This is a genomic window from Cognatilysobacter tabacisoli (genome assembly GCF_003586305.1).
GTDB classification, from domain to species: Bacteria; Pseudomonadota; Gammaproteobacteria; order Xanthomonadales; family Xanthomonadaceae; genus Cognatilysobacter_A; species Cognatilysobacter_A tabacisoli.
This window is the reverse complement of the sequence record NZ_QXJI01000004.1, coordinates 55,189-79,853: the sequence shown is the minus strand read 5'-3', so window position 1 is coordinate 79,853 and position 24,665 is coordinate 55,189. Positions and strand designations below refer to the sequence as shown.

Here is a 24,665-nt window from a genome sequence, read left to right as displayed (position 1 = left end):
CGCCGTCACGCTCGCGACTATGCTTTAGTGCAATTACTTGATTCCGCCCCGGAGGCACCATGCGCATCGGTCTCGTCGTCGACTCCGCCTGCGACCTGCCGCTGTCGTACCTGCAGCAGAACGACATCACCGTGCTGCCGATCACCGTGCGCATCGGCGAAGCGGTGCTGGCCGACCACCGCGACGAGCAGGCGACGCTGCAGTTCCTGCATTCGCACGTCGCCACGCGCGGCGCCGAGGCCGAGACGATGCCGTTCACCGTGCAGCAGATCCAGGACCTGTTCCTGCAGCGGCTGGTGATCGACTACGACTACGTGTTCTGCATGACGATCACCAAGACGCGCAGCCCGATCTTCGACAACGCGCAGCAGGCCAGCTTCGCGATCCTCAACGACTACCGGCCGATCCGCGCCGCCGCCGGCCACGACACGCCGTTCGCGCTGCGCGTGATCGACACCCAGAACCTGTTCGCCGCCCAGGGCGTGACCGCGGTCGAGGCCGTGCGCCTGCGCGCGGCCGGCGAAGGCGCGCCGAAGATCCGCGCGCGGCTGGAGAACCTGGCGATGCACACGCACGGCTACCTGGTGCCGCCGGACCTGTACTACATTCGCAACCGCGCGCGCACCAAGGGCGACCGCAGCGTCAGCCTGCTCAGCGCGGCGCTCGGCACCGCGCTGGACATCAAGCCGGTGCTGCACGGCTACCGCGGCGAGACCGGGCCGGTCGCCAAGATCAAGGGCTTCGAGCCGGCGGTGCAGAAGGTGTTCGAGCACGCCGCCAAGCGCGTCGAGCAGCGCGAGCTGCTGACCCCGACGATGTGCATCAGCTACGGCGGCGAGCTCGACGACATGCGCGCGCTGCCCGGCTACACCACGCTGCGCGACGCGTGCGCGGCCAACAACATCGAGCTGTTCGAGTCGGTGATGAGCCTCACCGGCATGGTCAACGTCGGCAAGGGCGCGGTGGTAGTCGGCTTCGCGGCCGAAGGCAACAAGTTCGCGGCCTGAGCCGTGCCGGCGCGCCGGGACGCGCGCCACGTCCCCGCCCCGCCCCGCTGCGCCGCACGCCACGCCCCGCAAACCGCGACGCCCGGCCGCGCACACAGGACTTTCCGCCTAGAGCCGCGGGCCGCCGCGCGCGCTAGGCTGCGGCGCTTGCCTGTCCGTTCGCACCACTTCCGCACCGCTTCCAGGGGTTTTGCCATGATCCTCGACCGCCGTCTGCTGGCCCTCGCGCTGGCCAGCGCCCTGTCGCTGCCCGCTGCCGCCCAGAACCCGCCCGCGCCGCAGCCGGCGCCGCAGCCCGCCCCCCAGGCGAAGGACGCGCCGGACAAGAGCCAGCTCGAACAGGACGCGCTCGACCCGGCGGGCCTCGACCCGGCCAAGGCCGACCCGCAGACGGCCAAGGGCCGCACCGCGCCGGGCGCCGCGAAGGACGAGGCCAAGTGGGACGTCAACGCCGCCCACGGCCCGACCAAGACCGTGCGCTTCGACACCGACGAGGGCACGTGGATGGACGTCGACGTCTCGCCGGACGGCCGCGAGATCGCGTTCTCGCTGCTCGGCGACCTGTACCGCCTGCCGATCGGCGGCGGCGCGGCGACGCGCGTGACAACCGGCCCGGCGTGGGACGTGCAGCCGCGCTTCTCGCCCGACGGACGCGAACTGGCCTTCACCTCCGACCGCGGCGGCGGCAACAACCTGTGGCGCGTGCCGGTCGGCGGGATGAACGCCGACGGCAGCAACGCGATCCAGGTGACCAAGGAAGACTTCCGCCTGCTCAACAACCCGGCGTGGACGCCCGATGGCCAGTACCTGATCGGCCGCAAGCACTTCACCGGCGAGCGCTCGCTCGGCGCCGGCGAGCTGTGGCTGTTCCACGCCTCCGGCGGCGGCGGGCTGCAGCTGACCAAGCAGAAGAACGACCAGCAGGACCTCGGCGAACCGGCCGTGTCGCCCGACGGGCGCTACGTGTATTTCTCCGAGGACGTCAGCCCGGGCCCGACGTTCCAGTACAACAAGAACCCGCACGGCGTGATCTACGCGCTCAAGCGGCTCGACCGCGAGAGCGGCCGCATCGACACGCTGGTCGCCACGCCCGGCGGCGCGGTGCGCCCGCAGCCGTCGCCGGACGGCAAGTCGCTGGCCTTCATCAAGCGCATCCGCGAGAAGTCGGTGCTGCACGTGCTCGATCTCGCCAGCGGCCGCACCCGCGCGGTGTGGGACGGCCTGTCGCACGACCAGCAGGAGGCGTGGGCGATCTTCGGCCCGTACGCGAACTACGACTGGACCCCGGACTCGAAGTCGGTCGTCGTGTGGGCGCAGGGCAAGCTGTGGCGCGTCGACATGGCCAGCGGGCAGGCCAGCAACGTGCCGTTCACCGCGCAGGTCGAGCAGACCGTGACCGCGCCGCTGCGCTTCGAGCAGACGATCGACGAGGGCACGTTCGCCCCGAAGATGATCCGCGACGTCGCCACCAGCGCCGACGGCAACACGCTGGTGTTCCACGCGGTCGGCCAGCTGTGGCGCAAGCGCCTGCCCGACGGCCGGCCCGAGCGGCTGACCTCGAACGACGGCGTGTACGAGTACCAGCCCAGCTTCAGCGCCGACGGCCGCAAGCTGCTGTACACGACCTGGTCCGACGCGGGCATGGGCGCGATCTACGTGCGCGACGCCGGCGGCGGCGGGATGGGCAAGCGCCTGACCCAGGAGAAGGGCTTCTACTACGGCCCGCGCTTCTCGCCGGACGGGCGCCGCATCGTCTACGCCAAGAGCGGCGGCGGCGGGCTGACCGGCTCGATGTGGTCGAACGACCGCGGCATCTACGTGATGCCGGCCGACGGCGGCACGCCGGTGCGCGTCGCGCTCGAGGGCGAGGCGCCGCAGTTCAGCGCCGACGGCAAGCGGGTGATGTACCTGACCGGCGGCGGGCTGAAGAAGAAGCTGATGTCGGTCGGCCTCAATGGCGAGGAGCCGCGCGAGGTGTTCGACCTCAAGTACGTCGACGGCGTCAGCGTGTCGCCGGACGGCAAGTGGGTGGCGTTCACCGAGCTGTTCAACGCCTACGTCGCGCCGATGGCGCCGACCGGCAAGGCGATCGAGCTGAGCCGCGAGATGAAGGCGCTGCCGGTGACCCGCGTCACCGCCGACGTCGGCAGCTACCTGCACTGGTCGGCCGATTCGAAGTCGCTGAACTGGATGGTCGGCGACCGCTACTTCTCGCGCGAGCTGAGCCAGGCGTTCGCATTCCTGCCCGGCGCGCCGAAGGAGCTGCCGAAGCCGAGCAACGATGGCGGCATCGCGGTCGGCCTGACCGTGCCGGTCGACGCGCCGAAGGGCCTGGTCGCGTTCACCAACGCGCGCATCGTCACGATGCGCGACGCCGAGAACGCACAGGACGTGATCGAGCGCGGCACGGTCGTCGTGCGCGGCGACGTCATCGAGGCGGTCGGCGCCGACGTCGCGGTGCCGGCCGGCGCGCACGTGATCGACGCCGCCGGCAAGACCATCGTGCCCGGCTACGTCGATGCGCACGCGCACGCGGCGCACTTCGGCCAGGGCGTGGTGCCGCAGCAGAACTGGGCGTACTACACCAACCTGGCGTTCGGCGTGACCACGATGCACGACCCGTCCGCGACGACCGAGTTCGTGTTCTCCGAGGCCGAGCTGCAGAAGGCCGGCAGGATGGTCGGCCCGCGCGTGTTCTCGACCGGCACGATCCTGTACGGCGCCGACGGCGACTTCAAGGCGGTGGTCAACTCGCTCGACGACGCGCGCAGCCACCTGCGCCGGATGAAGGCCAACGGCGCGTTCTCGGTCAAGAGCTACAACCAGCCGCGCCGCGACCAGCGCCAGCAGATCAACACCGCCGCGCGCGAGCTTGGCATGCTCGTCGTCGAGGAAGGCGGCAGCACGTTCCACCACAACATGACGATGATCCTCGACGGCGTCACGTCGATCGAGCACAACATCCCGGTCGCGCCGCTGTACAAGGACGTCATCGGGTTGTGGTCGCAGACCGACGTGCGCAACACGCCGACGCTGGTCGTCAGCTACGGCGGCCTGTCCGGCGAGTACTGGTGGTATTCGCGCGACAACGTGTGGGAGGACCCGAAGCTCAACCGCTTCTTCCCGCGCGAAACGCTCGATGCGCGCAGCGTGCGCCGCGAGACCGCGCCGGACTGGGACTACTGGCACATCGAGGTGGCCAAGGCGGCCAAGAAGCTGCGCGACGCCGGCGTGCGCATCCAGACCGGCGGCCACGGCCAGCTGCAGGGCCTGAGCCCGAACTGGGAAACGTGGAGCCTGGTCCAGGGCGGCTTCAGCAACTTCGAGGCGCTGCGCGCGGCCACGATCGACGGCGCCGACCTGCTTGGCCTCGGCAAGCAGCTCGGTTCGATCGAGCCGGGCAAGCAGGCCGACCTGGTCGTGCTCAACAGCAACCCGCTGAAGAACATCCGCGCGACGATCGACACCCGCTACGTGATGGTCGACGGCCGCCTGTTCGACGTCGACGCGGACATGGCCGAGATCGGCCACCGCGGCGAGGCGGCGCCGAACTTTTACTGGCAGCGCCACCGCGACGGCCAGACGTTCGGCCTCGAGTTCGGCCCGACCGCGGTCTGCCACTGCCCGAAGGGCGGCGCGGCGCACGTCCACCTCGACTGACGCGCCGCCATCGCCGTGCGGCACCCGGACGCGCCCGCACACCGCGGGCGCGTTCACTTTGTCTGAATGGGGAAATCGCGACGCTGGTGGCCCCTCCCGCGCCCGCCCGGGCCGCACCGCACAGGAGCGCCGATGGCCACCCGCTACTACATCACCCTGCCCGACGGCACCCGCGCGCGCGGCACCGAGCCGGCGCTGTCGTTCACCGCGCAGGGCGCGGACGGCTTTGCCGAGCAGCTCGAACAGGCGCTGCGCAGCGACGGGCTGTTCGAGCGCTGGCGCGCGCGGCAGGACGATCCCGACGCGGTCGACCCGGCGCTCGGCGCGACCGACCCGGCCGCGACCGTCACCGGCCAGCAGCGCGACCTGCACATCAACCTGGTCGTGATCAGCTCGCTGCCGGGCACGGTGCTGAAGCACCGGCTGCGGATGCTGGCCGGCAGCGGCTGGGAGCTGCGCGACGTCACCGCCGCGTAGCCGCGGCGGACGTTTGCGCCATGTCGCTCGGTCGGTTGCCTAGGCGACTGCGCCGTCCGTCTCGTTGCGGTGCGCCGCGACCAGGGCCATGCGCCCGCTGATCCCCTCGCGCTCGAACACGTGGTGCAGGTGGGTCTTGACCGTCTCCGGGCTGATCCCGAGCCGGCGCCCGATCTGCTTGTTGCTCAGGCCCTGCGACGCCCAGTGCACGATCTCGCGCTGGCGTTCGGTCAGCTGCGGCCAGCGGTCGTGCGGCACCGCGGCCGGGATCGGCGCGGCCGGGGCCGGCGGCGCGACCTGCCGCGCCAGCGCGTCGAGCAGCAGGGTCGGGTCGACCGCGAACAGGCCGTTGCCGACCGCCCGCAGCGCGCGCAGCACCACGTCCGGGGCGGCCTGCTTGTCGAGGCAGCCGCTGCCGCCGACCTGCGCGCAGCGCCGCAGCGCGACCGCGTCCGGGGTCCGGTAGAAGTACAGCCGCGCCGGCTCGGGCCCGCGCAGGTGCTCGCAGGCGCGGTCGACGATCGGGTCGTCGCCGTCGACCAGCCACAGCGCCTGGTGCGGCACGCGTCCGCCGCGCAGGGCATCGGGATCGAAGCTGCCGCGCCAGTTCACTTCGCCGCGCAGCGCGAGCATGCGCTCGAGCCGGGCCCGCCACGCCCGGTCGCTGCCAATTGCCACTATCGCCATTGCGGACATCACGGCACCCCTATGCGTCGTCCCCGGGGGCGGCGCCCTGTACGCCGGTAGGGAGGTCAACGCGGGCGCGTGCGAACACCGGACACGCCGGCCGTAACCCGCGCGACGTAACCCTCCGGAGCGATTCCCGGCGCGCGCGGGCGGGCGCAGGCTGCCGGCGCCGCCCCCTCGGGCCATCCACCCGGCGCGCGTGCAAACCCTCCCCCACCTGTTCCCTGGAGTCCTGCCATGGCCACTACCACCGGCACCCGGACCCGACCCCGCTGGCCGATCGCCGCCCTGGGCCTTGCCCTCGGCGCCGTCATCGGTGGAGCCGCGATCCTCACCAACGCACTGGCTGTCCACCAGCCGTCCGCCCCGTTCGAACTCGACGCCGACGCCGTGCGCCAGACCGCCGACGACGACTGGAACAACGTCTTCGAGATCGCGGCCTTCCCGGGCACCCCGGTCACCGGCGACGGCGAGGTGTTCGTGGCCGACGGCCCGAACCTCGCCGGCGGCAAGGAAACCTCGGCCTGGGCCGGGAGCAACAAGGACATCGACCTGATCAGCACCTGGGAGTACAAGGCGTCCAAGGTCACCCCCGACAAGGACAACATCACCAACGCCTACGCCAAGGCCTACCCGGTCGGCGGCTTCCCCGGCGGCGACTTCCCCGGCCACCCGGCCGGCGTACACGAGCACCTCGTCATCTACTTCGGCGCCGACCGCTTCGCCAATTCCGGCGACGCCGCGCTCGGGTTCTGGTTCTTCCAGAACGACGTCGGCATGGCGCCTGGCGGCACGTTCACCGGCGAGCACGCGATCGGCGACGTGCTCGTGCAGATCGACTACGTCAACGGCGGCGCGCTCAGCGAAGTGCAGATCTTCGAGTGGGTCGGCAGCGGCGGCAGCCACGGTCCGCTCAACGAGCTGGTGTTCGACAGCTCCAACGGCCTGACCGTGTGCACCGACGACGACACCGCGTGCGCCACGTCGAACCCCAACGCGATTCCGTCGCCGTGGGCGTACACGCCGAAGTCCGGCGCCGACAACGTGTTCCCGGAGCAGAGCTTCTTCGAGGCCGGCATCGACATCACCGCGCTGGTTGGCGAAGTGTGCTTCTCCAGCTTCATGGCCGAGACGCGCAGCTCGCACTCGGAGACTGCGGAGCTGAAGGACTTCGCGCTCGGCGACTTCTCGCTGTGCTCGGTCGACGTCGAGAAGGTCTGCGTGGTCGAGGAGAACGTCAGCCCGACGGTGGACCCGATCAACGAGACGTTCCAGACCAAGCACACCGTCACCGTGACCAACGACGGCTTCGGCAAGATCTACGACGTCGCGCTGCGCGACGACGCGGTGGCGGCCGGCAAGGTCTGCGCGATCAGCGCCATCAGCGGCGGCACCGGCGCCCCGTCGGTCCCGGCGGACGGCATCCTGTTCCCGAACAGCAGCACCTACGTGACGGTGGCCGATGAGCTGGCCGCGGGTGCGTCGATGACGGTCGACATGCTGTGCGTGACCGACGTCAATCCGTTCAAGAACGCGGTGAGCGTGCGGTCCAGTGCGACCGACGGCGGCACGGCCGACGTCACCGACAGCGACACCGAGTCGGATGCGCAGGCGGCGGTCTGCCTGCTCGACCTCGACACCGGCCTGAAGCTGACCAAGTTCTGCCAGGGCGACCCGGGCACCGAAGAAAACCCGAACACGCTGTACGCCGCGGGTGATCGCTCGGTCGTGCTCGACCCGACCAACGGGTACGCGCCGCAGGTGTGCGTCGACATCACGCTGCAGAGCACCACGAGCAACCAGCGGATGATCATCGACAGCCTGAGCGACGACAAGATCGGCAACCTGCTGCCCGAAGGCGGCCTGACGCTCGCACCGCTCGGCAGCGCCGGCGACACCTACACCGTGTCGCGCTGCTACACGCCGACCGCGCCGGACGAGAACCAGACCGATCCGGGCCTGGCGCAGTACACCGACACGGTCACGGCCAGCGGCCGCGGCAAGATCAACAACGTGTCGTTCGACGCACTGCCCAAGAGCGCGACGTGCAAGCTGTGCCCGACGTGTCCGTCATGCGACGACTGACGGACTGACCCACCCGTGCGGCCTGGCGCGTCGCCGGGCCGCACGCCTCCCCCGCGGGGCGGACCGGAAGCGGTCCGCCCTTCTTTTTGCGTCGCGCAGGGGGCCGTCAACGGACCGAGAACGCGGACGTCGATGTCGCGCTGCCGGCGGCGGCGGTCGCGTCGGCGCGCAGCGCGTAGCTGCCGATCGCCGACTTGGCCTTGCCGAGCTTCAGCGACGCGCGCGCGATGCCGTCGCTGCCGGTGGTGGCCGACAGCGTCGTCGCCACGCCGCCGGGCGCGGTGACGGTGAACTTCACCGCCGCGCCGGCGACCGGACTGCCGCCGCTGGTGACGGTCGCGGCGAACGTCGCGGTCTCGCCGCGCAGGTAGGTCGACTTGCCAGTGCTGACGCTGCCGGCGAGCGTGCCCGCCGCGCCGACGGTGACGGTCGCCGCGGCGTTGGCGGTGTGCGCGCTGCCGATCGCGCTGCCGGCGCCGACGCCGACGCCGTAGCTGCCCGCGGCGGCGCTCGTCGGGGCGGCCACGGCGAGCGTGGTCGACGCGCTGGCGCCGGGACTCAGCGTGACGCTGGCCGCACCGAGGGTGCCGCCCCAGCCGGTCGGCACGCTGCGCGCGAGGGTGAACGTGGTGGCCGCGCACGCGCTCGCGTCGCGGTTGGTGATCGACACCGGCAGCGTGGCGCTGCCGCCGGCCGCGATCGTCGCGCCGGCCAGCGACACCGTCGGCGCGCTGCGCACGCAGGTGGCGGCGCCGCCGCCGGGCACGCTCACGTCGACCACCGCGCCGTTGGCGTCGGCGGACACGACGGTGATCGTGACGCCGGCCGCGCTGTCGACATAGCTGCGTCCGGCCGCCAGAGCGCTGTCGCGGAAGTCGTCGTACGACGAGGTGGTGACGCTGCCGGGCGTCATGTCGAGCAGTTCGGGCGCCTGCTCGGGGCCGCCGAGCCGCACCTGCACGCCGCCGGTGAGGTTGCCGATGCCGCCGAGCACGGTGTCGAAGTCGACCGGCTGGCGGTACTCGAGGTAGTAGTAGCGCGGCAGGCCGGTCGCCGGATCGGTGCCGCGCGGAACGCGCAGGGCCTTGGTGCCAGCGGCGTTGGTCGCATAGGGCGCGAGCACGTGGCGCCCGCTCGCGGTCACCGTCGCGATCGCGGGGCCGCCGGCGAACCAGCCGAGCTTGTCCTTGTGCACCGCGTTGAAGTGCGGGGTCGCACCGCCGCCCATCGTGTCGGCCGGGTCGCCGTAGCTCGACGCCGTGCACGTGCCGCCGAGCACGGTCGCGCCGCAGTCCAGCGACTGCGAGTGCAGCAGGCTGAAGTTGTGTCCCATCTCGTGCGCGAACAGCCGCGTCGACAGGTTGTTGCTGAGCAGCCACGTGCGCGCCGGCAGGGTGTCGGCGCCGGAGTTGTAGCCGGCGCCGCTGCACACGTTGTCGGGCATCACGTAGACCACGCGGTCGAACGCATTGACGTCGACTCCGGCGGCCAGCGCGAGGCGGTCGGCCTCGCGCGCGAACAGCGCGGTGTCGCAGGTGCCGCGGCTGACCGGGATCGTGAACCAGCCGTGCACGTCGCCGCTAAGGAACGTCTTGCCATACGACGCTTCCCAGTAGAAGTCGCTGACCTGGCCGAACACCATCGCGCGCGCGTCGGTCGGCGTGATCGGGCGCGAGGTGTCGTCCTGGAAGTTGACCAGCAGCACCGCGGTGCGCTGCTCGCCGGTGGTCGGCAGCGCGGCCTGCGCGGACGTAACGCTGGCGACGGCGCCGAGCGTCAGCAGCGCGGCGGCCTTCAGCCGCGATGCGCGGGAGAGATAAGCGGAGGAGACGGCGCGGGCGGCGGCGCCGGGGTTTGCAGAGGTTACGTTTGAAGCACGGCCTGCGTGGCGAAACGCGCGGGTCATTGGCATGGGGGGGCACCTGGGAGTGGAACGGGCATGGCCGTCCGGCCGGTGCCCGACCGATCCCGCAGGACGATCGAAACGGGCCTCCCCGGCCCGCTGACACGTCCCTGCATCGCACCCGATCGCCGCAACCGCGCGACGATCCGAGGGCGCATGGTCGTGGCGCCGCCCTGCATGAACCGGGAACGCGCGCACGGTTGGTGGAAGTCGTGCGTCGCGGCCCCGCGGTCATTTATCTGAATGCGACGCAGCTCCAGTCGGATTCCACCGCTTAGGTATGGTCCGCCCGGTGACTCGTTCCGCTGCGATGGTCGGAACTCCTGCCGCGACGTCGTCGCCGCCGCGGTTTCGACGGACCGGCGCGACCTCGTCGCGCGGCGAGCGCAGCCCTAGCGCGCCGTGCCTGAACCCGACCCGTCGCGCAGCGCCGCCGCGTGGTGCGCGATGTGCTCGCCGACGAAGCTGGCGATGAAGTAGTAGCTGTGGTCGTAGCCCGGGTGCACGCGCAGGTCGAGCGGGTGGCCGGCGCGCTCGCAGGCCGCGCGCAGCAGGTCCGGGCGCAGCTGCTCGGCGAGGAACTCGTCGGCACCGCCCTGGTCGACGCGCAGCGGCAGGCGCTCGCGCGCCGTGCCGACGAGCTCGCACGCGTCGTACGCGCGCCACGCCTCGACGTCGTCGCCGAGGTACGCGGCGAACGCCTTGCGCCCCCACGGCACCTGCGACGGCGCGACGATCGGCGCGAACGCCGACACGCTGCGGTAGCGGCCCGGGTGGCGCAGCGCGACCACCAGCGCGCCGTGGCCGCCCATCGAATGCCCGCTGATCGCGCGCGCGTCGCTCGCCGGGAAGCGCGCCTCCACCAGCGCCGGCAGCTCATCGGCGACGTAGTCGTGCATGCGGTAGTGCGTCGACCACGGCGCCTGCGTCGCGTTGACGTAGAAACCCGCGCCGAGCCCGAGGTCGTAACCGTCCGCATCGGCCACGCCGGGGCCGCGCGGGCTGGTGTCCGGCGCGACCAGGATGATCCCGTGCTCGGCCGCGTAGCGCTGCGCGCCGGCCTTGGTGATGAAGTTCTGCTCGGTGCACGTCAGACCCGACAGCCAGTACAGCACCGGGCAGCGCGCGTCGGCGGCCTGCGGCGGCAGGTACACGCCGACGCGCATGGCGCAGCCGAGCACCGTTGACTCGTGCTGCCACACGTCCTGCCAGCCGCCGAAGCAGGCACGGTGTTCGATCCGCTCCATCGCCGGCCTCAGTAGTGGATGACCGAACGGATCGACTTGCCTTCGTGCATCAGGTCGAAGGCCTCGTTGATGCCGTCCAGCGGCATCGTGTGGGTCACGAACGGCGCCAGCTCGATGTCGCCGCGCATCGCGTCCTCGACCATGCCGGGCAGCTGCGAGCGCCCCTTGACCCCGCCGAACGCGGTGCCCATCCACTTGCGCCCGGTGACCAGCTGGAACGGCCGCGTCGAGATCTCCTGGCCGGCGCCGGCCACGCCGATGATCACCGACTGGCCCCAGCCGCGGTGCGCGCACTCGAGCGCGGCGCGCATCACGTGGACATTGCCGATGCACTCGAACGAGTGGTCGACGCCCCAGCCGGTCATCTCGACGATCACCTGCTGGATCGGCCGGTCGTGGTCCTTCGGATTGACGCAGTCGGTCGCGCCCATCTGCCGCGCGAGCTCGAACTTGCCCGGGTTGGTGTCGACCGCGATGATCCGCCCCGCCTTGGCCTGGCGCGCGCCCTGGATCACCGCCAGGCCGATGCCGCCGAGGCCGAACACGGCGACTGAATCGCCCGCCTGCACCTTGGCGGTGTTGTGCACGGCCCCGATGCCGGTGGTGACGCCGCAGCCGAGCAGGCACACGTGCTCGGGGTTCGCGTCCGGGTTGACCTTGGCCAGCGAGACCTCGGCGACGACGGTGTATTCGCTGAACGTGGAGCAGCCCATGTAGTGGTACAGCGGCTGGCCGTTGTACGAGAAGCGCGAGCTGCCGTCGGGCATCACGCCCTTGCCCTGGGTCGCGCGCACGGCGACGCACAGGTTGGTCTTGCCGCTGGTGCAGAACAGGCACTGGCCGCACTCGGCGGTGTACAGCGGGATCACGTGGTCGCCGGGCTGCACGCTGGTGACGCCCTCGCCGACCTCCACCACGATGCCCGCGCCTTCGTGCCCGAGCACGACCGGGAACAGGCCTTCCGGGTCCTCGCCGCTGAGCGTGAACGCATCGGTGTGGCAGACGCCGGTGTGGGTGATGCGGACCAGCACTTCGCCCTTGCGCGGCGGCTCGACGTCGATCTCGACGATCTGCAGCGGCTGGCCGGCGGCGAAGGCAACGGCGGCGCGACTCTTCATGGAATGCTCCTGCAAGTGGAATCGGGTGGACGGTGGGGTTGCGCCCCGCGCGGCGCAGTCACTTCAGGTACGAGCGCACCAGCGCGGTCATCTCGCGCACGCGCGCGGCGCGCTGTCGGTCGGTCGTCGCGGGCTGGCCGAACTCCTCGCGGATGTGCGCCTCCATCACTTCGGCCATCAGGCCGTTGACCGCGCCGCGGATCGCCGCGATCTGCTGCAGCACCGCGCCGCAGTCGGCGCCGGCCTCGAGCGCGCGTCCAAGCGCGTCGGCCTGGCCGCGGATGCGGCGGACGCGTGTGAGCACGCGCTTCTTTTCCTGCGGGGTGTGCGGCATCGCGGCGGCCCGGCGACCTATACTGGGCCATAGTATATGAGCGATGCGCAGCCGTGCTTGGCGCAGCGAATCGGGCCGCCCCAAGGGAATGACGACAGGCGCTCCGCAGCGGCGTCGGCGGCGCGGGCGCGCCGCGCCGGGATCAGCCGGTGTTCTGCACGCCCGCGGCGATGCCGTTGACGGTGGCGATCAGCGAGTCCAGTAGCGCGCCGTCGGGGCGGTCGGCCGCGCGCCAGCGCGCGAGCAGGTCGACCTGCAGCACGCTGATCGGATCGACGTACGGGTTGCGCAGTCGGATCGACTGGCGCAGCCGAGGGTCGCCGTCGAGCAGTTCGGCGCTGCCCTTGATCGCCAGCACCGCGTCGCGGGTCCGCGCGAACTCGTCGGCCAGCCCCGGGTGAAACCGCGGATGCAGCGGCCCGGCCAGCCGCGAGTAGCGCGCGAAGATGTCGGGGTCTGACTTGGCAAGCACCATCTCGACGTCGTCTACCAGGGTGCCGAACCACGCCCAGTCGCGCGCCATCTCGGCGAGCGCGTCGCGGCCGTGGCGCTCAAGCGCGCCGGCGAGCGCGGTGCCGACGCCGTACCACGCGGTCAGGCCGGAGCGGTTCTGCGACCACGCGAACACCCACGGGATCGCGCGCAGCGACTGCACGTCGCCGGCGCCGCCGCGCTTGGCCGGGCGCGAGCCGATCCGCAGCCGTTCGATCACGTCGATCGGCGTCGCCGCGCGGAAGTAGGCCGGGAACTCCGGGTGCTCATGGACCAGCGCGCGGTAGTGCGCGCGCGAATCGAGCGCGAGCGCCGTCGCCAGCGCGCGCCAACCGTCCTCGCGCGGCTCCGGCGGGCGCGGCCGCAGCGAGGCGCGCAGCACCGCGCCGGTCGCCTGCTCCAGGTTGCGCAGCGCGATCGCGCGGATGCCGTACTTGCGGTGGATCACCTCGCCCTGCTCGGTGAGGCGCAGGCTGCCGTCCACCGAGCCGCGCGGCGCGGCGATCACCGCGCGCTCGGTCTTGCTGCCGCCGCGGCTGATCGAGCCGCCGCGGCCGTGGAAGAACGCGATCCGCACGCTGCTTTCCTGCGCGAGCGCGGTCAGCGCGACCTGCGTGCGCTGCAGCGACCAGCGCGACGCGATCAGCCCGCCGTCCTTGGCGCTGTCGGAGTAGCCGAGCATCACCACCTGGCGGTCGCCGCGCGCGGCGAGGTGCGCGCGGTAGACCGGGTCGGCGAACAGCGCGCGCAGCGTGTCGGCGGCCGCATCGAGGTCGTCGACGGTTTCGAACAGCGGCGCGACGTCGAGCGGCACGCGACCGGCACGGTCGGCGCAGCCGCCGACCCGGGCCAGCGCCAGCACTGCGAGCGCGTCTGCCGCGCTGCGGCTCATCGACACGATGTAGGGCCCGAACGCGCGCTCGCCATAGCGCGGGCGCAGCTGCGCGACGGTGGCGAACACCGCGAGCGTGGACTGCAGCGGCGGCGCGTCCGTCCCCGCCGGCGGCGAAGCGGGCGAAGCCAGAAGCGCGTGCAGCCGCGCGGCGCGCGCGTCCGCCGGCCGCGACGCCCAGTCCGGGTCGTCGAGCAGCGCGGCGAGCGCGGCGTCGTGGGTACCCGAGTCCTGGCGCAGGTCGAGTGTGGCGAGGTGAAAGCCGAAGCAGCGCGCGCGCCGCAGCAGGCGGCGCACCGCGAACGCGCCGGCGTGCTCGCCGTGGTGCTCGCGCAGGCTGGCCTCGACCAGCACCAGGTCGGCGACGAACGCGTCCGCATCCGGGTACGCAGCGTCCTCGTCGCGCTCGGTGGCGCCGAGCCGCGCCGACGCGAGCGCCAGCAGGGTGCGGTACGGCATGTCGGCGTGGCGCGGCTTCAGTCGCGCCGATGCCTTCGGCAGCAGCGCGCGGTACTCCTCGATCCGCGCGAGCACTGCGCCCGACACGCGCACCCGCGTCAGCGACTGGGTCAGCAGTTCCGCGAGCTGGCGCAGGTCGCGCCGGTACGCGGCCAGCACCTGCGCGCGCTGGCCGGCCAGCGTGTGCGCGATCGTGTCGGCGCCGACGTTCGGGTTGCCGTCCATGTCGCCGCCGACCCAGCTGCCGAAGCGCAGCACGTCGCCCTGCGCGGGCACCGCGCCGGCATAGGCCTCGCGCAGCGCGTCCTCGAAGATCTCGTGGTAGACCGGCAGCACCCGGTACAGCACGTCGGACAGGTAGAAGCTGACGTGCTCGAACTCGTCGGCGACGCTCGGCCGCACCGGCGACGCCTCGGCGGTCTGCCAGCCGGCGGTCAGCGCGAAGCGGATGCGCTCGGCATCGGCCCGGCGCTCCGGCGGCGTGCGCGTGCGGTCGATGTCGTCGACCAGGCAGCGGACCATCTGCGCTTCCTTGTCGAGCAGCGCGCGGCGCACGGCCTCGGTCGGGTGTGCGGTGAACACCGGCTCGATCGACAGCCGCGGCAGCAGCGCGGCGAGTTCGCCGGCCGGCACGCCGTCGGCCGCGAGCGCGCCGAGCACGTCGCGCAGGCCGCCGGGCTGGGCACCGTGGTTGCCGCGCTCGTGCTCGCGGCGGCGGCGGATGCGGTGCACGCGCTCGGCAAGGTTGACCGCCTGGAAGTAGGTCGCGAACGCGCGGACGAGGTCGCTGGCATGCTCTAGCTCGACCCCGGCCAGCGCCTGCGCGAGGTCCTCGACCGGCGCGCCGGACTCGCGCCGCTGGATCGCCGCGCGGCGCACGCGTTCGACCTCGTCGAGGAAGCGCGCGCCGCGCTGCTCGGCGAGGATCTCGCCGACCAGGGTGCCGAGGCGCTTGACGTCCTCGCGCAGCAGCGCGTCGGTGGCGTCGCGGTCGAGCGCGCGCGGCGAGGCCTCGCCCGCGGCGATCGGATGGGCAGTGGCAGCGGGATCGGAAGGGGTCACGGGGAGGTCGAGGGGGCCCATGCGCGGAGCCTACCGCACTGCAACAAATGGCCACGCGGAAGTTGCGTCTGCAACGATCGGCCTGCGCCCGCTAGCCCGCGGTGAAGCGCCGCGGCGAGCGGGCGTCGCGGCCGGCGCCGGCGGCGCCACGTGCTAGCGTCGCGAGCCGATGGCCACCGTCGCCGACAGCACCGCCACGCCACCGCGCACGCCGATCCTGCTGTCGTGGAGCGGCGGCAAGGACTCGGCGTGGGCGCTGCACGAGCTCGACGCGCGCGCCGACGTCGAGGTCGTCGCGCTGCTGACGACCGTCGACGCCGGCGACGGGCACGTCCCGATGCAGGGCATCGACGGCGCGGTGCTGCGCGCGCAGGCGGCGCTGACCGGCCGCCCGCTGGTGACCGTGCCGCTGCCCGCCGGCGCCGGCAACGACGCCTACACCGACGCGTTCGCCGTCGGCCTGGCGCAGGCGCGCGCGCTGGTGCCAGGGCTGGCCGACGTCGCGTTCGGCGACCTGTTCCTGGCCGACATCCGCGACTGGCGGACGGCGCTGTGCGCGCGGCTGGGCTGGACCGCGCACTTCCCGCTGTTCGGCCGCGACACCGCCGCGCTCGCGCAGAAGATGATCGACGGCGGGCTGCGCGCGCTGATCAGCAGCGTCGACACGACGCGCCTCGACCCGGCGTTTGCCGGTCGCGCGTTCGACCGCGCGCTGCTCGCCGCTCTGCCGGACGGGGTGGACCCGTGTGGCGAGAACGGCGAGTTCCACACGCTGGTCGTCGACGGGCCGATGCTGTCGGCGCCGCTCTCCGTGGCGGCGGCCGGTGCGACCACCGAAGCCGGCCGGTTCCGCATCGCGCGCCACGTCCTCACCTGAGGCGGTGATCCCGCGCGTGGCCTGCCGCGGCCCGCGTTGGCGTTCGCCCCGGTAGATGCCCCCCCCGGGCGATCGGTCCGCGGAGCCCCGTCGTGAAATCCCCCTCGAGCGTCCTCGTTGCCGTCGCGGCAGGCCTGGCCCTGGCCGCCTGCGCCGCGCCCCCGCAGGAACCGCGCAGCGCGTCCTCGCCGCCGCTGTTCGAGACGTTCGGCAGCCTGCAGCGCGACATCGGCACGCCGGTCCCGGCCGCGCAGCGGTATTTCGACCAGGGCCTGCGGCTGGCGTACGGCTTCAACCACGAGGCCGCCGGCCGCGCTTTCGCCGAGGCCGCGCGGCTCGATCCGGCCTGCGCGATGTGCGTGTGGGGCCAGGCGCTGGTGCTCGGGCCGAACATCAACCTGCCGATGGACGCCGCGCTCGCGCCGGAGGCGACGCGGCTGGCGCGCCGCGCCGAGGCGCTGTCGGGCAGCGCCCGCCCGGCCGACCACGCGCTGATCCGAGCGCTGGTCGCGCGCTATGCCGATCCCGCGCCCGCCGACCGTACGCCGCTCGACGTCGCCTACGCCGACGCGATGGCCGAGGCCGCCCGCCGCTTCCCCGAGGACGACGACATCGGCGCGCTGTATGCCGAGGCGATGATGGACCTGGCGCCGTGGTCGTACTGGTCGCGCGACGGCGAGCCGACCGGGCGCACGCCGCAGATCGTCGCCGCGCTCGAGGGCGTGCTCGCGCGCAACCCGCGGCACATCGGCGCGATCCACTACTACATCCACGCGGTCGAGGCCTCGCGCACGCCGGGGCGCGCGACGGTGCACGCCGACCGGCTGGCCGAACTCGCGCCCGGCTCCGGCCACCTGGTGCACATGCCCGCGCACGTCTACCTGCGCACCGGGCGCTACCACGACGCGACGCTGGCCAACTTCGCCGCCAGCACGGCCGACGAGGCCTTCCTCGCGGTGTGCCGCGGCACCAACGGCGTCTACCCGCTGGGCTACGTGCCGCACAACTGGCACTTCGCCGCGCTGTCGGCCGGGCTGCACGGCTCGCGCACGCTGGCCACGCGCGCGGCCGAACAGACCGCGCGGCGCGCCGACCTCCAGCAGCTCGACACGCTCGCCTTCATGCAGCAGTTCGTCGTCGCGCCGCTGTACACGCAGGTGCGGTTCGGCCAGTGGGATGCGATCCGCGCGCAGGCCGCGGCGCCGGCGACGCAGCCCTATCCGCGCGCGGTGTGGCACTTCGCCCGCGGGATGGCCGACGTGCGCGCGCGGCAGCTCGACGCGGCCGCGTCGGAGCTGGCCGCGCTGCAGGCGCTGCGCGCGGATCCGGCGATCGCGAAGACCGTGTTCGGCGTCAACACCGCCGAAGGCGTGCTCGCGGTGGCCGAGCCGATGCTGCGCGGCGAGCTCGCGCTCGCGCGCGGCGACACCGCGGCCGGCCTGGCCGCGCTGCGCGCCGCCGCGACGGCCGAGGACGCGCTGAACTACACCGAGCCGGCCGACTGGCCGCTGCCGGTGCGGCCCTACCTCGGCGAGGCGCTGCTCGCGGCCGGGCGCCCGGCCGAGGCCGCCGCGGTGTACCGCGAGGACCTGGCGACGCTTCCCGAGAACGGCTGGTCGCTGGCTGGGCTGGCGCGCGCGCAGCGCGCCCTCGGCGACCGCGCCGGCGCGATCGACACCCAGCGACGCCAGGCCACCGCGTGGCAGTGGGCGGACACGCCGCTGGTGGCGTCGCGGTTCTAGCGCACCGCGCGCCGCGCGTCGCGCGGTCGCGTCGCTCAGTACGCGAATTCGGTGAACACCGGGTCGACGCTGCCGTTCCACGCGCCGTGGAACAGCTCGAGCTTGCGTTCGGCCGGGGTGATGCCGGCCTCGACGAACTCCATCAGCGGCACCAGGTAGACCGACTCGTCGGCGCCGTTGCCGTTGAGGATCGCGCGGCGCTGCAGGCCGTGCGCTGCGATCTCCAGCGCGCGCCGCGACAGGTCGAGCACGGTGCCGCCGCGGAACGGCAGCTTGAACGCATGCCGCGGCACCCCGTCGCGCAGCGCGTGGCGCTCGGCGAGGGTGAAGTCGCGGACCAGGTCCCACGCCGCGTCGAGCGCCGCGTCGTCGTACAGCAGGCCGACCCAGAACGCCGACAGCGCGCAGATGCGGTTCCACGGCCCCGAATCGGCGCCGCGCATCTCCAGGTACTTCTTCAGCCGCACTTCCGGGAACGCGGTGGTGGTGTGGTCGGCCCAGTCCTTCAGCGTCGGCCGATGGCCCGGGTACGCGGGCAGTCGGCCGTCGAGGTAGTCGCGGAACGACTGGCCGGACGCGTCGATGTAGCGGCCGTCGCGGTAGACGAAGTACATCGGCACGTCGAGCAGGTAGTCGGTGTAGCGCTCGTAGCCGAAGCCGTCCTCGAACACGAAGTCGAGCAGGCCGGTGCGGTCGGCGTCGGTGTCGGTCCAGATGTGCGAGCGGTAGCTCAGGTAGCCGTTCGGCTTGCCCTCAGTGAACGGCGAGTCGGCGAACAGCGCGGTCGCGATCGGCTGCAGCGCCAGCGACACGCGGAACTTCTTGACCATGTCCGCTTCGGACGCGACGTCGAGGTTGACCTGCACGGTGCTGGTGCGGGTCATCATGTCGAGGCCGAGCGAACCGACCTTCGGCATGTACTCGCGCATGATCTTGTAGCGGCCCTTCGGCATCCACGGCATCTCGTCGCGGCGCCACTTCGGCTGGAAGCCCATGCCGAGGAAGCCCAGCCCCATCGGCTCGGCGACGGCGCGCACTTCGGTGAGGTGCGTCGACGCCTCGCAGCAGGTTTCGTGCAGCGTCGCCAGCGGCGCGCCGGACAGCTCGAGCTGGCCGGCCGGCTCGAGCGATACCGACGCCATGCCGCGGGTCAGCGCGATGACCCGCGCCGGATTGCCGTCGACCGATTCCTCGACCGGCGCCCAGCCGAACTGCGTCAGGCCCTTCAGCACGGCCTCGATGCCGCGCTCGCCGTCGAACGCCGGCGGGCGCAGGTCGGAGGTCCGGAAGCCGAACTTCTCGTGCTCGGTGCCGATCATCCAGTCGGCGCGCGGGCGCTGGCCGGAGACGAGGTACTCGACCAGCTGCGCGCGGCCGGCGGCGCCGGTCTCGATCGGAACATCCTTGACCTGGCTGGGACCGGACACGCACACCTCGGGATGGGGGTTGCCGCGCGCTGGCGGCGCGGCCGGACGGCGGCCGCGCTGCGTCGGTGCCGGGGAGCCGGCAGTGTAGTCCGCTGCGATGACCGGACAACGCCGGCGCTGCAACGCTGTACGTCCACCGGACACGGTATGTGCACATGCGCGGTGGCGGGCGCACCATGGGAGGAGTCCACCTCGCAGGAGAACTCCGATGCGTCGATGGCATGCCGAGGACCACCGCGCCGAGCGCGTCGGCTGGCTGCGCGCCGCCGTGCTTGGCGCGAACGACGGCATCGTGTCGGTGGCCGGCCTGGTCGTCGGCGTTGCGGCGAGCGGCGCCGAACCACGCACGGTGCTGATGACCGGCGTGGCCGGCGTCGTCGCCGGCGCGATGTCGATGGCGGCGGGCGAGTACGTATCGGTGCAGTCGCAGGCCGACACCGAGCGGGCGGACGTCGCGCGCGAGACGCGCGAGCTGGCGACCGATCCCGACAGCGAACTGGCCGAGCTGGCCGGCATCTACGAGCGACGCGGCCTCGATCCCGCGCTGGCTCGCCAGGTCGCCGCGCAGATGACCGCGCACGACGCGCTCGCCACGCACGCGCGCGACGAGCTCGGCATCACCGAGGCGCTGCGCGCTCGGCCACTGCAGGCGGCGCTGGCGTCGGCGGCCGCGTTCGCGGTCGGCTCGCTGCTGCCAGTCGGCGCGGTGCTGCTGGCGCCGGCCGCCCAGCTGCAGCTGGCCACCGCGGTCGTCACCCTGCTCGCGCTGCTCGCCTCCGGGGCGCTCGCCGCCTGGGCCGGCGGCGCGCCGGTGCTGCGCGGCGCGCTGCGGGTGGTGTTCTGGGGCGCGCTGGCGATGGCGGCCGCGGCCGCCGTCGGCAAGCTGTTCGGCGTGCAGGTCTAGCCGCGCGCAGGCTCAGTAGCCCAGCCAGCCCTCGATGACCGCGCGCGCTTCGTCCACGCCCTGCTTGGACTCGCCCGAGAACGTCTGCACGCTGACGGTGTCGCCATAAGCGGACTGCAACTCGCGCCGCACCGCCATCAGCGCCTGGGTCTGCTGGCCGCGGCCGAACTTGTCGGCCTTGGTCAGGATCGCGTGCGCCGGCAGGCCCCGCTCGACCGCGTACGCCAGCATCTGCCGGTCGTAGTCCTTCAGCGGGTGGCGGATGTCCATCACCACGACCAGGCCCTTGAGCGCCTCGCGGGTGCGGAAGTAGCTGTCGATGAACGACTGCCAGTGCGCCTGCAGGTCCTTGGGCACCTTGGCGTAGCCGTAGCCGGGCAGATCGACGAGGCAGCGCTCGGGCTCGACCTCGAAGAACACCAGCTGCTGGGTGCGGCCGGGGGTCTTGGAGACCTTGGCCAGCGCGTTCTGCTGGCAGATCGCGTTCAGCGCGCTGGACTTGCCGGCGTTCGAGCGGCCGGCGAAGGCGACCTCGAAGCCGCCGTCGGGCGGCAGCTGGCGCGGGTTGTGCGCCGACATCAGGTAGTGGGCGCGGATCAGGGGGCTGGCCATCGCGCTAGCATCGCATGCCGCGCCTGTGCGCCCGGCCGCGCGGGGGCCCGCGTTGACCCGTCCGGGGCCGGGCGACGATAATTCCAAGGTTCCGGGGCCCGTTCCGCGCGGCGTCCCCCCGTTTGCCCCATCGACTCATTCAGTGTTCGGAGCCCTGCTCATGCGCCACGCCCGCGTCTACGGCCTCGTCGGTATCGCCGCCCTTGCGGTCGCCGCCGTTGCCTTCGCCCAGACCACGGTCACGCCGCTGCCGGAGGCCGCGCCGGTCGAAGCCGTGCCGCTGGACGCGAAGCCGGAGACGGTGGTGTGGGGCGACGCCAAGGCCGGCGCGACCAAGGCCGGCGCCTGTGCCGCGTGCCACGGCCTGGACGGCAACTCGGTCGATCCGCAGTACCCGCGCATCGCCGGCCAGAGCGAGCGCTACATCGCCCAGCAGCTGGCGCTGTTCAAGAGCGGCGAGCGCAACACCGGCATGGCCGCGGTGATGTACCCGTTCGCGCAGGCCCTGAGCGCGCAGGACATGCGCGACATCGGCGCTTACTACGCCACCCAGAAGGCCGGTGCCGGCGTCGCCGACGACAGCGCGATCGCCAGCGGCCCGAACGCCGGCAAGAAGTTCTACGAAGTCGGCGAAACCCTGTTCCGCGCCGGCGACAAGGCCCGCGGCATCCCGGCCTGCATGGCCTGCCACGGTCCGAACGGCGCCGGCAACCCGGGCCCGGCCTACCCGGCGATCGCCGGCCAGCAAGCCGGCTACAGCCAGCGCCGCCTCGAGGAGTACCGCGCCGGCACGACCACGCTGAAGGACCCGACGCTGTACAACGTCATGGCCGCGGTCGCCAAGCAGTTGACCGACGAAGAGATCGGCTCGCTGTCGAGCTACCTGCAGGGCCTGCACACGCGCCCGGCCGTCGACGTGGCCGCGGTCGCCCCGGCCGCCGCACCCGCCGCGGCTCCGGCGCCGGCAGCGGCTCCCACCGAGCCGGCCGCGCCGGCGACCGACGCCGACGCCGGCGCCGAGGCCACCGCGACCCCGGACGCGCCGGACGCCACGACGCCGTGAACTTCGGCCGCCGCGCGCGGTCGCACTTGACGCTTGATCCACGCTCCAACGCAGCGCCGACCGTGCCCCACGCGGTCGGCGCTGTCGTATCCGGCCCCCGCCCCGACCGCTGACTGGAACCGCCGCCGATGAGCCTGTCCCTGCGCCGCCCCCTGCCGTCCTTCGTGATGGCGATCGCGCTGATCGCCGCGGCGCTGCCCGCCGCGTCGCAGCCGGCCGCCGCGCCGGTCGAGGGCGTCGACTACGCGCTGATCGCCGACGGCCAGCCGCTGGCGCCGCTGGCCGGCAAGATCGAAGTGGTTGAGGTGTTCGGCTACTGGTGCCACCACTGCGCCAACTTCGCGCCCAAGCTCGAAGCATGGAAGGCCAAGCAGCCCAAGGACGTGCGCGTCACCTACCTGCCGCTGCCCGGCAGCCCGGCCGATCCGCTGGCCCGCGCGTACTTCGCCGCGGAGGCCAAGGGCGCGCTGGCCAAGACCCACGCCGCGACGTTCCGCGCGATCCACGATGACCGCACCCTGCCGCGCAACCCGACGATCGACGAGCTTGCCGCGTTCCACGGCACGCTCGGCCTCGACGCCGCGGCGATGCGCCAGGCGATGGCGTCGGACGCGACCGGCGCCAAACTGCTGCCGGCGCGCGAGTTCGCGCTGCGCAGCGGGGTCGACGGCACGCCGACGCTGGTGATCAACGGCAAGTACCGGGTCACCGCGCGGACCCTCGACGACACCTTGCGCGTCGCCGGCCAGCTGGTCGCGCGCGAGCGCGCCGTCCGCCGCGGTCGCTGAAGCGCGACGCGCGCACACGCCGCGCTGCGGCCGCCGCCGGTATCCTCGGCGGCCACGAAGCGCGGGCGCGCCCCGGCGCCGCCCCCGACACCCCATCCCACTGGAGCCTCTCCGATGACGCATCGCCCGGCCCTGACCGCCCTGCTGTTCGCCCTCCTGCTGCCGCTCGCCGCCTGCACGGGCCAGCAGGACGCCGCCCCGACCGCCGCCACCCCGGCGGCGCCGACCGCCACCCCGGCCGCCCCGGCCGCCGACGCCGCGACCGCGGCGACGCCCGCCCCGGCCGAGATCGTCCCGGCCGCGACGGCGACCCCGCCGCAGGGCCCGGCCCCGGTCGCCGGCACCGATTACGTCGAGATCGCCGGCGGCCAGCCGCTCGAACCGACCGCCGGCCAGGTCGAGGTCGTCGAGGTGTTCGGCTACACCTGCCCGCACTGCGCCTCGTTCGAGCCGCTGGTCAACGCGTGGCGCGCCAAGCAGACAGCCGACGTGCGCTTCACCCCGGTCGCGGCGCCGTTCGGCGGCTACTGGACCCCGTATGCGCGCGCCTACTACGCCGCGCAGACGCTCGGCCTGGCGTCGAAGACCCACGACGCAATGTTCCGCGCGATCCACGTCGAGCGCAGCCTGCCGGTGCAGCCGGTGCCGACCAACGAGCAGATCGCCGCGTTCTACGCCAAGCACGGTGCCGACGCGCAGCAGTTCGCCAGCACCATGTCGAGCTTCGCGGTCGACGCCAAGCTCAAGCGCGCCGAAGCCTTCATCACCCGCAGCGGCGTCGACTCGACCCCGACGCTGGTCGTCAACGGCAAGTACCGCGTGACCGGCAAGACGCTCGAAGACAACCTGCGCATCACCGACCACCTGGTCGCCCAGGAGCGCGCGGCGGCCGGCAACTGACCGGCGGCCGGCCCGCAGCGCGAACGCCCCCGTGAAGGACAGCCGCCGGCTTCGCCTGCTCAGCGCCAACATCCAGGCCGGCTCCAGCACGCGCGGCTACAGCGACTACGTCGCGCGCAGCTGGTCGCACGTGCTGCCGGCCGGCAACAAGCGCGGCAGCCTCGACCTGATCGCGCAGCTCGCCGGCCAGCACGACATCGTCGGCCTCAACGAGAGCGACCCGGGCAGCCTGCGCTCGGGCTTCACCAACCAGACCCACTACCTCGCCCAGCGCGGCGGCTTCGATTACTGGACCCACCAGCCGAACCGCCGCGTCGGCGGCGTCGCGTCCAGCGCCAACGGCCTGCTGAGCCGGCTGGAGCCGCGCGAGGTCATCGACCACTCGCTGCCGGGCCGGGTCAAGGGCCGCGGCGTGCTGATGGCACGCTTCGGCGACGGCGACGCCGGCCTGCTGATCGCGGTCGCGCACCTCACCTGTCGCTCGGTGCCGGCTCGCGCGCGTCGCAGCTGAGCTTCATCGCCGAGCTGCTGCACGACCACCCGAACGCGGTGCTGATGGGCGACTTCAACTGCGCGATCGACCGGCCGGAGATGCAGTCGCTGTTCAACCGCACCCGGCTGCAGCCGCCGTCGCACGTGGTGCCGACGTTCCCGAGCTGGCGCCCTCAGCGCGCGATCGATCACATCCTGATCGGCGACGGCCTGCGCTGCTCGGAGATGAAGGCGATGCCGGCCGCGCTGTCGGACCACCTGGCGCTGTCGCTGCAGCTCGACGTGCCGGACGCCGCGCTGCAGTAGCCGCCGTTACCGTGCGGCCGGGCGAGTGCCCGCGCCGCGCCTCGCTTCGCACAAAAGAGAACGGCCGGTGGAGGACCACCGGCCGTTCGTCTACTCGCGGGAATCTCCGATCAGAACCGACCGATCAGAAC

The 24,665-nt window shown here is 72.8% G+C and carries 18 protein-coding genes and 1 pseudogene; 11 read left to right on the top strand and 8 right to left on the bottom strand.

The window, feature by feature from the left end; translation table 11 throughout:
• Window positions 1–59 precede the first annotated feature (59 nt).
• The 3 genes from D3A60_RS12840 to D3A60_RS12830 all read left to right on the top strand — a co-directional run bounded on the left by D3A60_RS12840 (window position 60) and on the right by D3A60_RS12830 (window position 5,144).
• Window positions 60–1,007 carry a DegV family protein gene (locus D3A60_RS12840; protein WP_119719171.1) on the top strand — a complete coding sequence of 316 codons (948 nt, stop codon included), beginning with the start codon at window positions 60–62 and terminating at the stop codon, window positions 1,005–1,007.
• A gap of 195 nt (window positions 1,008–1,202) precedes the next feature.
• Window positions 1,203–4,667: an amidohydrolase family protein gene (locus D3A60_RS12835; RefSeq protein ID WP_119719170.1), complete on the top strand. Its 3,465-nt coding sequence runs from the start codon at window positions 1,203–1,205 to the stop codon at window positions 4,665–4,667.
• Between the two features lie 132 nt (window positions 4,668–4,799).
• On the top strand, window positions 4,800–5,144 hold the full coding sequence (locus D3A60_RS12830; RefSeq protein ID WP_119719169.1) for a hypothetical protein: 345 nt from the start codon (window positions 4,800–4,802) through the stop codon (window positions 5,142–5,144).
• Between the two features lie 39 nt (window positions 5,145–5,183).
• Here the strand turns inward: D3A60_RS12830 and D3A60_RS12825 are convergent, their stop codons facing one another.
• Window positions 5,184–5,840, bottom strand: a complete 657-nt coding sequence (locus D3A60_RS12825) for a response regulator transcription factor (protein WP_196778745.1) — start codon at window positions 5,838–5,840, stop codon at window positions 5,184–5,186.
• Between the two features lie 228 nt (window positions 5,841–6,068).
• On the opposite strand from D3A60_RS12825, the gene D3A60_RS12820 reads away from it, so the two are divergent.
• Entirely contained in the window at window positions 6,069–7,916 is a 1,848-nt protein-coding gene (locus D3A60_RS12820) for a hypothetical protein (RefSeq protein WP_119719167.1), read from the top strand.
• A gap of 106 nt (window positions 7,917–8,022) precedes the next feature.
• Here D3A60_RS12820 and D3A60_RS12815 read toward each other — a convergent pair whose 3' ends face one another.
• The 5 genes from D3A60_RS12815 to ppc form a co-directional block, all read right to left on the bottom strand.
• Window positions 8,023–9,828, bottom strand: coding sequence for an NEW3 domain-containing protein (locus tag D3A60_RS12815; protein ID WP_119719166.1), 1,806 nt, complete (start codon window positions 9,826–9,828; stop codon window positions 8,023–8,025).
• Between the two features lie 383 nt (window positions 9,829–10,211).
• On the bottom strand, window positions 10,212–11,066 hold the full coding sequence (fghA, locus tag D3A60_RS12810) for an S-formylglutathione hydrolase (protein ID WP_119719165.1): 855 nt from the start codon (window positions 11,064–11,066) through the stop codon (window positions 10,212–10,214).
• 8 nt (window positions 11,067–11,074) lie between these two features.
• Window positions 11,075–12,184 carry an S-(hydroxymethyl)glutathione dehydrogenase/class III alcohol dehydrogenase gene (locus tag D3A60_RS12805; protein WP_119719164.1) on the bottom strand — a complete coding sequence of 370 codons (1,110 nt, stop codon included), beginning with the start codon at window positions 12,182–12,184 and terminating at the stop codon, window positions 11,075–11,077.
• Window positions 12,185–12,242: 58 nt separating this feature from the next.
• Window positions 12,243–12,518 carry a formaldehyde-responsive transcriptional repressor FrmR gene (gene frmR / locus D3A60_RS12800; protein ID WP_119719163.1) on the bottom strand — a complete coding sequence of 92 codons (276 nt, stop codon included), beginning with the start codon at window positions 12,516–12,518 and terminating at the stop codon, window positions 12,243–12,245.
• 142 nt (window positions 12,519–12,660) lie between these two features.
• Entirely contained in the window at window positions 12,661–15,444 is a 2,784-nt protein-coding gene (gene ppc / locus D3A60_RS12795) for a phosphoenolpyruvate carboxylase (RefSeq protein ID WP_119719162.1), read from the bottom strand.
• A gap of 148 nt (window positions 15,445–15,592) precedes the next feature.
• Between ppc and D3A60_RS12790 the strand changes: the two genes are divergently transcribed.
• Complete coding sequence (locus tag D3A60_RS12790) at window positions 15,593–16,300, top strand: Dph6-related ATP pyrophosphatase (RefSeq protein ID WP_119719161.1); 708 nt, start codon at window positions 15,593–15,595, stop codon at window positions 16,298–16,300.
• A 92-nt stretch (window positions 16,301–16,392) separates the two neighbouring features.
• Window positions 16,393–18,042: a hypothetical protein gene (locus D3A60_RS12785; RefSeq protein WP_119719160.1), complete on the top strand. Its 1,650-nt coding sequence runs from the start codon at window positions 16,393–16,395 to the stop codon at window positions 18,040–18,042.
• Window positions 18,043–18,077: 35 nt separating this feature from the next.
• On the opposite strand, the gene D3A60_RS12780 is transcribed toward D3A60_RS12785, so the two are convergent.
• Window positions 18,078–19,469: a glutamate--cysteine ligase gene (locus D3A60_RS12780; RefSeq protein WP_231120516.1), complete on the bottom strand. Its 1,392-nt coding sequence runs from the start codon at window positions 19,467–19,469 to the stop codon at window positions 18,078–18,080.
• Window positions 19,470–19,677: 208 nt separating this feature from the next.
• On the opposite strand from D3A60_RS12780, the gene D3A60_RS12775 reads away from it, so the two are divergent.
• Window positions 19,678–20,373: a VIT1/CCC1 transporter family protein gene (locus D3A60_RS12775; protein ID WP_119719401.1), complete on the top strand. Its 696-nt coding sequence runs from the start codon at window positions 19,678–19,680 to the stop codon at window positions 20,371–20,373.
• A gap of 12 nt (window positions 20,374–20,385) precedes the next feature.
• On the opposite strand, the gene yihA is transcribed toward D3A60_RS12775, so the two are convergent.
• Window positions 20,386–20,985, bottom strand: coding sequence for a ribosome biogenesis GTP-binding protein YihA/YsxC (gene yihA, locus D3A60_RS12770; RefSeq protein ID WP_119719159.1), 600 nt, complete (start codon window positions 20,983–20,985; stop codon window positions 20,386–20,388).
• Window positions 20,986–21,145: 160 nt separating this feature from the next.
• On the opposite strand from yihA, the gene D3A60_RS12765 reads away from it, so the two are divergent.
• From D3A60_RS12765 to D3A60_RS12750, 4 genes and pseudogenes are all read left to right on the top strand, one after another.
• Window positions 21,146–22,048, top strand: a complete 903-nt coding sequence (locus D3A60_RS12765) for a c-type cytochrome (protein ID WP_119719158.1) — start codon at window positions 21,146–21,148, stop codon at window positions 22,046–22,048.
• Window positions 22,049–22,176: 128 nt separating this feature from the next.
• A complete protein-coding gene (locus D3A60_RS12760; RefSeq protein WP_119719157.1) occupies window positions 22,177–22,836 on the top strand; it encodes a thiol:disulfide interchange protein DsbA/DsbL in 660 nt (219 codons plus the stop codon).
• A 114-nt stretch (window positions 22,837–22,950) separates the two neighbouring features.
• Window positions 22,951–23,736 (top strand): thiol:disulfide interchange protein DsbA/DsbL, encoded by a 786-nt coding sequence (locus D3A60_RS12755; RefSeq protein WP_119719156.1) that lies wholly within the window; start codon window positions 22,951–22,953, stop codon window positions 23,734–23,736.
• A gap of 55 nt (window positions 23,737–23,791) precedes the next feature.
• Window positions 23,792–24,534 (top strand): annotated as a pseudogene (locus D3A60_RS12750) (endonuclease/exonuclease/phosphatase family protein).
• Window positions 24,535–24,665: the final 131 nt, after the last annotated feature.

What these genes read in the sequence shown, in the direction of transcription:
- D3A60_RS12755 (WP_119719156.1), top strand. Translation starts at nt 22,951, where the DNA reads ATGACGCATCGCCCGGCCCTGACCGCCCTGCTGTTCGCCCTCCTGCTG.
- D3A60_RS12840 (WP_119719171.1), top strand. Translation starts at nt 60, where the DNA reads ATGCGCATCGGTCTCGTCGTCGACTCCGCCTGCGACCTGCCGCTGTCG.
- D3A60_RS12830 (WP_119719169.1), top strand. Translation starts at nt 4,800, where the DNA reads ATGGCCACCCGCTACTACATCACCCTGCCCGACGGCACCCGCGCGCGC.
- D3A60_RS12775 (WP_119719401.1), top strand. Translation starts at nt 19,678, where the DNA reads ATGCGTCGATGGCATGCCGAGGACCACCGCGCCGAGCGCGTCGGCTGG.
- frmR (WP_119719163.1), bottom strand. Translation starts at nt 12,518, where the DNA reads ATGCCGCACACCCCGCAGGAAAAGAAGCGCGTGCTCACACGCGTCCGC.
- D3A60_RS12820 (WP_119719167.1), top strand. Translation starts at nt 6,069, where the DNA reads ATGGCCACTACCACCGGCACCCGGACCCGACCCCGCTGGCCGATCGCC.
- D3A60_RS12835 (WP_119719170.1), top strand. Translation starts at nt 1,203, where the DNA reads ATGATCCTCGACCGCCGTCTGCTGGCCCTCGCGCTGGCCAGCGCCCTG.
- D3A60_RS12805 (WP_119719164.1), bottom strand. Translation starts at nt 12,184, where the DNA reads ATGAAGAGTCGCGCCGCCGTTGCCTTCGCCGCCGGCCAGCCGCTGCAG.
- yihA (WP_119719159.1), bottom strand. Translation starts at nt 20,985, where the DNA reads ATGGCCAGCCCCCTGATCCGCGCCCACTACCTGATGTCGGCGCACAAC.
- fghA (WP_119719165.1), bottom strand. Translation starts at nt 11,066, where the DNA reads ATGGAGCGGATCGAACACCGTGCCTGCTTCGGCGGCTGGCAGGACGTG.
- D3A60_RS12790 (WP_119719161.1), top strand. Translation starts at nt 15,593, where the DNA reads ATGGCCACCGTCGCCGACAGCACCGCCACGCCACCGCGCACGCCGATC.
- D3A60_RS12825 (WP_196778745.1), bottom strand. Translation starts at nt 5,840, where the DNA reads ATGTCCGCAATGGCGATAGTGGCAATTGGCAGCGACCGGGCGTGGCGG.
- D3A60_RS12765 (WP_119719158.1), top strand. Translation starts at nt 21,146, where the DNA reads ATGCGCCACGCCCGCGTCTACGGCCTCGTCGGTATCGCCGCCCTTGCG.
- D3A60_RS12815 (WP_119719166.1), bottom strand. Translation starts at nt 9,828, where the DNA reads ATGCCAATGACCCGCGCGTTTCGCCACGCAGGCCGTGCTTCAAACGTA.
- D3A60_RS12760 (WP_119719157.1), top strand. Translation starts at nt 22,177, where the DNA reads ATGAGCCTGTCCCTGCGCCGCCCCCTGCCGTCCTTCGTGATGGCGATC.
- ppc (WP_119719162.1), bottom strand. Translation starts at nt 15,444, where the DNA reads ATGGGCCCCCTCGACCTCCCCGTGACCCCTTCCGATCCCGCTGCCACT.